The following is a 9,019-nucleotide window of genomic DNA, read 5'->3' on the forward strand; positions in this document are numbered from 1 at the left end:
CCTCGCAGCAACCGTCAGCTACTGGTTATGAGTCCGAACCCTAGATCGGCATACGAGGCGATTGAAACCGCTTTCGGTGCAATCAGCACGTTCGAGTTAACGGAGTAAGGGGTTGAGAAATCAATGGCCTCCTTGCGTTCCGGCGTGATGGCGAGGACGGAGATGACCAGGTCTGCTTTGCCGGATTGCAGCGTCGGAAGTCGTGCCGGCACGGTCGTGGACACAAGCTCCAGCTTTACGCCGAGATCTTGTGCCAGCAGCTTCGCCGTGTCGACGTCTGATCCGGCAGGCTGCATCGATGCGTCCGTATAGTTGTAGGGCTCAACGCTGAGCGACGTCGCAACCCGAAGCACTCCGGCCTTCCTGATGTTGGCGAGTTCATCGGCCCTGGCACCACTTGCGCCGAGCACCGGCAGAAGGGACAGGACGGCTACAACAACGAGACTACGCATGGCTTCATTTCTTATTATTATTGTCAAAGATCGTATTCGAGGAAATCCCGCAGCTCTTTCGTTTTGGGATCGGTGAGGATCGACGCGCTTCCTTCTTCATGCACCACCCCCTTGTGCATCAGGATGACCTTGTCTGCGACGCGACGGGCGAAACCCATCTCGTGCGTGACCAGGATCATGGTCATCCCGCCCGCCGCCAAGCCTTCGATCACCCTGCGAACCTCGTTCTTGAGCTGCGGATCGAGGGCGGAGGTCACCTCGTCGAACAGCATCACCTTTGGTGACATCGCGAGGGATCGGGCGATCGCGGCCCGCTGCTGCTGCCCTCCTGACAGCTGCTCCGGAAAGCTGCCCGCCTTGTCGGCCAGGCCAACCCGATCCAGCACCTGCCTCGCGATCTCGTCCGACTCACGCCTGCCAAGCTTTTTGGTGTGACGCAGAGCCAGCGTAATATTCTCGATCACGGAGAGATGCGGGAACAGATTGTAGCTTTGGAAGACGATCCCGATATCCCGCCGCAGCAGCTTCACATCGAGGTCGGGCGCCTCCACCGCATGACCACAGACTTCGATCCGGCCGCTGTCGATCCGCTCCAGCCGGTTCACACAGCGCAGGGCGGTACTCTTCCCCGAGCCGCTTTGGCCGATGATTACGGCAACGTGCCCCTTTTCCACTTCGAAGGACACGCCTTGAGGACCTCCAATGCGCCAAAACTCTTTCGCACTTCACTGAGTTTGACGACGGCCGACATGCAATCTCCTTTCGAGATACTGGCTGTAGATCGAAAGCGGATAGCAGAGCGCGAAATACAGAAGCCCGACAAGCAGGAACACAAGGAATGGCTTTATGATCGAGTTGTTCACAAGCTGACCCGACCTCGTGAGTTCGATGAATCCGACCACCGAGGCAAGCGAGGTTGATTTCAGGATCTGCACGAGAAATCCAACGGTGGATGGCAGCGAGATGCGGACGGCCTGAGGGATCACGACAAGCCGGATCGTTTGCCACCTTGAAAGCGGCAGGCACTCGGCCGCTTCCCATTGGGTCTTCGGGATCGACTCCATGGAACCGCGCCAGATATCCGCCAGGTAAACGCTGGCGTAGAGCATCATTCCGATCCCGGCCGCAACGAGCGGCGGGACATCCAGCCCCGCAAAGCCCAACCCGTAATAGGACAGGACGAGCAGGATCAGGACGGGGATGCCTTGGATGATCTGCATGAACACCGCCGCAACCCATCGAACGCTCGCAACGCGGGATGTCCGCAGCAGCATCAGGATGAGGCCGCCGATCCCGCCCAGGGCGAAGGAGAGCGCCGAGAGCCCGATCGTCCAGGCGAAACCATGCAGGATAAAGAGGAGGTGGACGTAGGTGAACCTCATCGCACCCGCCCCTAGCCTGCGACGGCTTGCGTGCCAGCGAGCCGCACGCGTGAGAGGTTTCGCAGGGCGCGCTTCCTTCTGAAGAGCAGCCTTCCGAGACCCACGAACAGCAACTTGAGCGCGAAGGCGATCAGCACATAGATCACGGCGATGGTGATATAAACCTCCATCGCACGGAACGTCGTCGACTGTATGTTGTAGGCGGCGCCCGACAACTCTTCCGTCGAAATCTGCGATGTGACCGACGTCATCAGCATCATCAGGACGAACTGGCTGGTGAGCGCCGGGTAGACGTTCTCGATCGCGGGGATCAGGGAGACATAGAAGAAGATCTTGGTGCTGGAGAGCCCCAAGCATTCGGCGGCTTCGAGTTGCCCGGCGGGGATGCTGTCCAGCCCGGCCCTGATGATCTCTCCCGTGTAGGCGCCGACGTTGAGCACCATCGCGATGATCGATATGACGACGGCGGACAGATGAATGCCGATGCTCGCGAGCCCGAAATACAGGAAGAACAATTGGACGATGAAGGGCGTGTTTCGGAGCGTCTCGACGTAGATCCCGGCAGGCAGCGACACCGACTTCACACGGCTGCGGCGTGCCGTTGCCACGGCGATCCCCGCAACCAACCCGAACACGGTGGCAAACACGGTCATCACGACCGTGAGGTAAAGTCCGCTCAGCAGGTCGGGCCAAAACGGAAGGACGGAGGAGAAATCGAATCCGTAGCTCACGCGCCACTTCCCCCCGAGGGAGCGGCGCGCCCGACGGAATGCACCGGCCTGCGCGCGATCGCGGATTCGTCGACCTCGACTCCCCAGCCCGGCGCTTGCGGGATGGCGAGATGGCCGTCGGTGACGGTCAGCCGGTCCGACAGGAAATCCCATTTCCATGGGACTTCATCGATATCGATCTCCATGATGCGGACGTTCGGGACGGCGGCGGCGAAATGCGCGCTCATGATGTCGCCAAGGCCACCGCCGCTATAGGCATGGGGTGCCGCGTTCACATCGTAGGCCGCGCAAAGATCGGCCATCTTGATTGCCTCGAGATAGCCGTTCCACATGATGTCGATGATCGTGACATCGACGGCCGCCGCCTCGAGATACGGGCGCAAACCTTGCCGCCCATACACCGTCTCCAACGAGGCGATCGGGAAATGCGCGGCCCGGCGTGCCAGCGACAACGATTGCGGTGACAGGATGTCAAATTCGAACCAGAGCAGGTCGAACGATTCGAGCGCCCGGATGATCTTGAGCACGCCCTCCGTCCGGAAATGGCAGTTGACGTCGAACATCAACTGCACGTCCGGCCCGGCGCCCTCCCGGAATGCGCTCAGAAGCCCCACGATCGATTTCAGCGTCTCGGGTTCGAGGTTCAGCTCCGGGTAGCCCGGCGTCATCGCCATGCCCTGCCGCACCATCGAGAGCTGCCCGCCGGCCATGCTCACCGCGTCGGTCTTAATCGCCGTGAAGCCACGCTCGCGCGCCTCGGCACCCAACACCCGCACGTCGTTGAAGGTGCGGACCGGCGGCTTCTGCATCAGCTCGCTGTGCATGATGCGGTTGGTGCCGCAGCGGCTCCAGTAGACCGGTACGCGGGTGCGGAGCGTGCCGCCGAACAGCGCATGCACCGGGACGCCGAGCGCCTTGCCCTTGATGTCGAACAGCGCGTTGACGATCGCAGCGATGGCGTGCTGGTTCATTCCCCCGGCCGCCTGGAACGTGCGGCCGCGCAAGAACGCGGCGATCCGCTCGATCCCCATCGGGTCCATGCCGACGACCAACTCGCATAGCTTGGTCACAACACCGGACAGGCCCGCCGTGCCGGTATGCTCGGCGAACTCCGACCAGCCGATCACGCCGTCCGTGGTCTCGAGCCCAAGGAAGTGGGCATTGCAGAAACCCGCGTCGGCGTGCAGCAGCTTGAAGCCGGAGATCTTCATGGCGTCAGGCCCTCCCTAACCCGTGCAGCATGACCTTGACGGCCACCATGCCGGGATCGTCAAGGCCGACACTCCGCTCGGCGAAGATGCGGGCGCGGCCGATCTTGTTCGGCTTGTCACGATACGCGTCCAGCGTGCGGTCCACGGCGGCGGCGGCTGCCGCAAGGAGTGTCTGCGGTGTGTCCTCATCGGCGGCGGCACGGGCCATGGCGTCGAGCACGTCCAGCACGGTTTTGTCGCCGAGTGAGGCCTTACCTCGGGCAGACATGGCCTGCACCGCGGCGTCCAGGAAGGCTGGCATCTCGGTCCAGGGCACCGAGTCCTTGCCCTTGGTCAGCTTGGACACGGCGATCAGCGCCGTCGCGAACAGCGTGCCGAAGCTGGAGCTGGACACCCGCGCCACGGCGGAAGCGCATTGCAGCAGCGCCTGGCCGACATCCTCTGGCAGGCTGTCCTTCAGGCGGTCGAGTTCGCGGAACGCCTTCAGCAGGGTGATGCCAAGGTCGCCGTCCCCAATCTTGCCGTCGAGCTCGGTCAGCGTGGCATGCTTGATGTCGAGTTCGGCCAGGACGGCCGCGATGCCGTGCTTCAGGACGGCCGCATCCAAGGGCATGGCTACACCTTCCAGAACGCACAGGCCGCAGGCGCCGTCAGATATTTCTCCAGCGTCGCATCCAGCGGCAGCACGGTCAGCGACACGCCGGCCATCTCCATCGAGGTGGCGTAGCGCCCCACCAGTGGATGAGCGATCGAGATCCCAAGCTCCGTCAACCGCGCCTCCATCCGGGTGTAGAGGATGAACAACTCCTCGAGCGGCGTGGCCCCCAGGCTGTTGACGAGGATCGACAGGCGATCGCCGGTGTGGCCTTGATGTCGTCCAGGATCGGGTCGAGCAGCGCGTCGGCGATCTCGTTGGCGCTCTTCAATGGCCCGCGATGGACGCCGGGTTCGCCGTGGATGCCCATGCCGACCTCCATGTCGCCCTCGTCGATGGAGAAGGTCGGGCGGCCGGCCTGCGGCACGGTGCAGGACGACAGCGCGACGCCCATGCTGCGCACGCGGTCCGCGACATCCTGCGCCACGCGGGTGACACCGGCCACGTCCAACCCGGCCTCGGCTGCGGCGCCGGCGATCTTGAAGGCGTACACCATGCCGGCGACACCGCGGCGCTTGTCGCGCTCATTGGTGGCGGCACTCGCGACATCGTCGGCGATCAGCACCGTGGTGGCCTCAATCCCGTCGCCTTCCACGAGGTCCCCGGCCATGTCGAAGTTCATGACGTCGCCGCCGTAATTGCCATAGAGGCGCAGCACCCCAGCCCCGGCATTCGCCTCCCGCATCGCGATGGCCATCTCGTCGGCGGAGGGCGAGGCGAACACGTCACCGACGGCGCAGGCATCGAGCAGCCCCGGCCCGACATAGCCGGTGAACACGGGGAGATGGCCGGAGCCGCCGCCCGACACGATGCCGACCTTGCCCGGCTTCGGCGTGCCGCCGCGCACGATCACGTTCCGGCTGTGCTCGGAGCGCCGATAGTATTGCGGGTAGGCGGCGCAGAGGCCGGTCAGCGTTTCCTCGGCATAGGTGTAGGCGTCGTTCAGTATCTTCTTCATGACGTTCGGTTCCTGTCACTCGGCCGCAAGTGGGAGTGCTGCGATCTCGCCGCGGAAGCGGTCGGACATGATGCGAATCTTGTCCAGGATCGGCTCGCCGCCCCACCAGAAGCGTTCGCGGATGTCGTAGTCGATGGCGCGGCAGTGGATGCCGTCCACCACACCCAGCTTCTGCAGATACAGCTTGGCGAGCGCCGGGTAGCCCATCAGCTCCGACACCGATGCGACGGCGAGCGAGGCCGAGAGCGCCTCCGCCATGGGCGGGTTGGTGCGCCAGGAGCGATACATCCAAGCGTAGAGGTCGGGGTGGATGTTGGTGAACACGCCGCTATAGCCGCGCGAACCCAGCTTCATGGCCTCGAGCGCAATCGTTCCGTTCGCGTTGACGATGGTGAGCGCGGAGCCTGCCACGATCTTCAGCCGCCGTTCGATCCGCGCCAGGTCGCAGCAGACATCCTTAAGCACGGCGAACCGTCCGCTCGCAGCGCAATACGCTACCTCGCCATCGGAGAGCAGGCGGCGGTACGGTGCCGGGCACTCGTAGAGGCCGAGCGGCATGTCGCCGGGTAGCCGCGCCAGCAGCCAGTCCAGGTTGGACCGGAACGCGTCTTCGCCCTGGTTGTCCGGGTCGAGGCGGTTGGTGATCAGCACCACCGCGTCCGGCCGGGTCGCGGCGATCGCCGTCAATTCGGTGAGCTGCTCCTCCCAGCTGTCGGACACGTGGCCGGACGAGATCACGGCGACCCGGCCGGCCGCATGCTCGACCACGAAGCGTGACAGGGCCACGCGCTCCTCCAGCGAGAGGAAGAACATCTCGCTGGACTGGCAGACGGCGAACAGCACGTCGACGCCGTTTCCGATATACCAGTCGATCAGCCGCGACAGGCTGCCGTAGTCGATGCTGCCGTCGTCGTGGAAGGGCGTCAGCATGACGGCGACGATGCCGTCCAGGGGGCGATGTTGCATGCTCGTTCCGTCAATCAGAGGTTTGGATGAAGCGGGCTTGCCGGCTCCGATGGCCGGGACCGGTGCCGTCATGTCCGTCTCCCGTATGCACTCGGCGCCAGCCTCATAAGATCCATTCCGGCGCGGGATCGCAGCCCAGGCCCGGCGCCTGCGGGACGGCGACGGTGCCCCCCACGGGCGTGGTGAACGGCGCGAACGGGCTCGCGGGAAAATCGAGGAACAGCCGCTCGAACAGCACGTCGCCGGGCATCGAGGCGACCAGGTGCAAGGCGGCCAGATAGCCGCTGCCGAAATAGGCGCAGTGCGGGACCGTGGTGACGCCGAATGCCTCCGCCAGGGCGATAACCTTCAGCGTCTCCGTCAGACCGATCTTGGCGACGCTGGGCTGCGCCACATCGAGTGCGCCCGCTTGGAAGAAATCCCGGAATTCCAACAGGCTGATCATGTTCTCGCCGGCTGCGGTCTTCACGCCGGTGTTGCGCACCGCGGCGATGCCGGCATGGTCCTCCGGCGGCCAGACCGGCTCCTCCAGCCAGCGCAGACGGCACTCGGCGAGTGCCACGGCCTTGTCGCGCGCCTCCTCAGCGGTCCACGGGCAATTGGTGTCGGCATGAGGAGATAGTCCGGGCCGACCACCTCGCGCGCGGCCCGGATGAGGCCGACATCGATCTCGTGGAGCTTGATGGCGCGGTAGCCCTCGGCAACCGCCCGTTCGCAGGCGGCCACCAGCGTGTCGCGGGCGCCGTAGCGTTCCAGGCTGGCATACGCTGGGACGGACTCCCGCGCACGGCCGCCGAGCAGACGGTAGAGCGGCAAGCCGGCCATTTTGCCGGCAAGGTCCCAGAGCGCGATGTCGATCCCGGCCAGGGCACAGCGCACCGGGCCGGTGCGGCCGAACAGATGGAAGCGCCGCTGCAGCCGGAGCGACAGGCCGGCGATGTCGCTGGCATCGGCGCCGATCAGGGCTTGGCCGACCAGCGATTCGATTGCCTCCTTGGTCGCGCGGCAACAGCCATGGCCGAACGCCTCACCCCAGCCGACCAGGCCGCCATCCGTTGTGACCCTTACCTGCAGGACCGCCATGTCACTCGGCGAGTCGGTGTCGATCCCCGTCCGCAGGATTCCCATAAACGGGACCTGCAGCAGAACTGCATCCACACTGTTGATAATCGTCGACACCCGGTCTCCCCCGCCGGATCGCATTCAGCAAGTCACCTCGGTGGCGGCTTCTGTGTGCTATCCAACTCTCTTTTAGGGAAGGCTATCGGCACCGCGAATGCGATGCAAGCGCATTCATTAAACGATCGCTGATGGGCGTAAGACACCGTCAGCCGTGGTTTTACGATGAATGTTGTGTAGAGTACGCGCATACTCTGCCGTTGTCGCGGCAGGTCTCTGGTCGGATCTGGCTAAAGGTGTTGGACTGCCACACACTATGCTAGACGCGCGCTGGATCGCATCGGATGGACGTGAACAAAGATCTACCTCGTGCGGCGCGCGCCCAGGATGTTGCCAAAGCGGCCGGTGTTTCCACCGCAACGGTCTCGCGGGCGGTCAACTCGCCGGACAAAGTCGCGCCCGCCGTCCGGGATCGCGTGCTCGCGGCGGCTGCTGCGCTCGGATGGCTCCCGCACGCAGCTGGTTCAGCGCTGGCTCGAAAACGCACCTCCATTGCTGGCGTGGTTATCCCCACCCTTGGACAGGAGGTGTTCGCGACCCAGGTCGGTGCCATGCAGGCGGCTTTTGCCGAGCACGACATCACCCTCCTAATCGGCTGCTCCAACTACGACCCCGACCAAGCAGCTCAGCAAGTCCGCACCATGCTCACCCGCGGCGTAGACGCGCTCGCCGTTCTTGGCCAGATCCCAAAGCCTGGCTTGTTCGAGGTCGTCCAAGCGCGGCGGGTTCCTTACGTCATCACCTACGGCTCCGCCCCGGATGGCGGCCATCCCTGCGTGGGCTTCGATAACGCGGCCGCCTTTCACACCATCACCCGCCACCTGCTCGACTTAGGCCATAAGGTCGTCGGCATGATCCTGCAGCCCACGCTGCATAATGAGCGAATCGTTGCACGCCTTGCCGGTGTGCGCGGCGCGCTTGCCGAAGAGGGCCTGGGTTTACGACCACAGCACCTGTGTGAAGGCGAATACGGCATTCAGGCCGGCCGCAAAGGATTACGACACGTCCTGAATGCGGACGGTCCACGACCTTCCGCCATCATCTGCAGCAACGACCTACTCGCGATCGGCGCACTGCTCGAGGCTCAAACCATGGGGCTGACTGTCCCACAGGACCTCTCCATCACTGGTTTTGACGACATCAGCATTGCGGCCGAACTTGACCCGGCGCTGACAACGATGAAAGCCGACAATGCTGAAATCGGCCGCCTCGCCGCTGGCTATCTTGTATCGCGACTCCAAGGAAACGCGACGCCATCAGAAGTCCTCATTCCGCCAATTCTCATCAACCGCTCAACGACCGCGCAACCTCGCAAACGTTCGTAATGGCGTTGACTATGAACCTCTCCACCGTGAACGACGGAGTTTTCAAGCGTCCTTCCCTAACTCCTGCGGCTGGCAAACTCATCCGGCGTCGCTCGATCCGGTGCCCTGTTTGCGCTGTAAGCATGCGGCGTAGGCCGCAGTGGGCTAAGCAGGGTCGGTT

General features: G+C 63.9%; 10 protein-coding genes and 1 pseudogene. 1 reads left to right on the top strand and 10 read right to left on the bottom strand.

Translation table 11 applies throughout. The features are described from left to right. Positions 1-14 precede the first annotated feature (14 nt). The 10 genes and pseudogenes from GSQ76_RS08720 to GSQ76_RS08765 form a co-directional block, all read right to left on the bottom strand. Positions 15-452 (bottom strand): transporter substrate-binding domain-containing protein, encoded by a 438-nt coding sequence (locus tag GSQ76_RS08720; RefSeq protein ID WP_158743528.1) that lies wholly within the window; start codon positions 450-452, stop codon positions 15-17. Between the two features lie 23 nt (positions 453-475). Continuing rightward, entirely contained in the window at positions 476-1,138 is a 663-nt protein-coding gene (locus GSQ76_RS08725; RefSeq protein ID WP_335904890.1) for an amino acid ABC transporter ATP-binding protein, read from the bottom strand. Positions 1,139-1,177: 39 nt separating this feature from the next. Next, complete coding sequence (locus GSQ76_RS08730) at positions 1,178-1,834, bottom strand: amino acid ABC transporter permease (protein ID WP_158743529.1); 657 nt, start codon at positions 1,832-1,834, stop codon at positions 1,178-1,180. A gap of 11 nt (positions 1,835-1,845) precedes the next feature. Then, positions 1,846-2,565 (bottom strand): amino acid ABC transporter permease, encoded by a 720-nt coding sequence (locus tag GSQ76_RS08735; protein WP_158743530.1) that lies wholly within the window; start codon positions 2,563-2,565, stop codon positions 1,846-1,848. Continuing rightward, complete coding sequence (locus GSQ76_RS08740; protein WP_158743531.1) at positions 2,562-3,776, bottom strand: mandelate racemase/muconate lactonizing enzyme family protein; 1,215 nt, start codon at positions 3,774-3,776, stop codon at positions 2,562-2,564. The genes GSQ76_RS08735 and GSQ76_RS08740 overlap by 4 nt, the downstream gene beginning before the upstream one ends. A 4-nt stretch (positions 3,777-3,780) precedes the next feature. Further along, positions 3,781-4,389, bottom strand: coding sequence for a dihydroxyacetone kinase subunit L (locus GSQ76_RS08745; RefSeq protein WP_158743532.1), 609 nt, complete (start codon positions 4,387-4,389; stop codon positions 3,781-3,783). 2 nt (positions 4,390-4,391) lie between these two features. Then, positions 4,392-5,389: pseudogene (locus tag GSQ76_RS08750) on the bottom strand (dihydroxyacetone kinase subunit DhaK). 15 nt (positions 5,390-5,404) lie between these two features. Beyond that, positions 5,405-6,355 (bottom strand): dihydrodipicolinate synthase family protein, encoded by a 951-nt coding sequence (locus GSQ76_RS08755; RefSeq protein ID WP_158743533.1) that lies wholly within the window; start codon positions 6,353-6,355, stop codon positions 5,405-5,407. 103 nt (positions 6,356-6,458) lie between these two features. Then, positions 6,459-6,917, bottom strand: coding sequence for an enolase C-terminal domain-like protein (locus GSQ76_RS30865; RefSeq protein ID WP_254070311.1), 459 nt, complete (start codon positions 6,915-6,917; stop codon positions 6,459-6,461). Then, positions 6,821-7,534 carry a hypothetical protein gene (locus GSQ76_RS08765; RefSeq protein WP_158743534.1) on the bottom strand — a complete coding sequence of 238 codons (714 nt, stop codon included), beginning with the start codon at positions 7,532-7,534 and terminating at the stop codon, positions 6,821-6,823. The genes GSQ76_RS30865 and GSQ76_RS08765 overlap by 97 nt, the downstream gene beginning before the upstream one ends. Before the next feature lie 284 nt (positions 7,535-7,818). On the opposite strand from GSQ76_RS08765, the gene GSQ76_RS08770 reads away from it, so the two are divergent. Further along, entirely contained in the window at positions 7,819-8,859 is a 1,041-nt protein-coding gene (locus tag GSQ76_RS08770) for a substrate-binding domain-containing protein (protein ID WP_158743535.1), read from the top strand. Positions 8,860-9,019: the final 160 nt, after the last annotated feature.

The organism is Acidisphaera sp. L21 (assembly GCF_009765685.1).
Taxonomy (GTDB): Bacteria; Pseudomonadota; Alphaproteobacteria; order Acetobacterales; family Acetobacteraceae; genus LMUY01.

Excerpts from the sequence above, each read along its gene's own strand:
- GSQ76_RS08770 (WP_158743535.1), top strand. The coding sequence starts at position 7,819 with ATGGACGTGAACAAAGATCTACCTCGTGCGGCGCGCGCCCAGGATGTT.
- GSQ76_RS08745 (WP_158743532.1), bottom strand. The coding sequence starts at position 4,389 with ATGCCCTTGGATGCGGCCGTCCTGAAGCACGGCATCGCGGCCGTCCTG.
- GSQ76_RS08740 (WP_158743531.1), bottom strand. The coding sequence starts at position 3,776 with ATGAAGATCTCCGGCTTCAAGCTGCTGCACGCCGACGCGGGTTTCTGC.
- GSQ76_RS08730 (WP_158743529.1), bottom strand. The coding sequence starts at position 1,834 with ATGAGGTTCACCTACGTCCACCTCCTCTTTATCCTGCATGGTTTCGCC.
- GSQ76_RS08755 (WP_158743533.1), bottom strand. The coding sequence starts at position 6,355 with ATGCAACATCGCCCCCTGGACGGCATCGTCGCCGTCATGCTGACGCCC.
- GSQ76_RS08720 (WP_158743528.1), bottom strand. The coding sequence starts at position 452 with ATGCGTAGTCTCGTTGTTGTAGCCGTCCTGTCCCTTCTGCCGGTGCTC.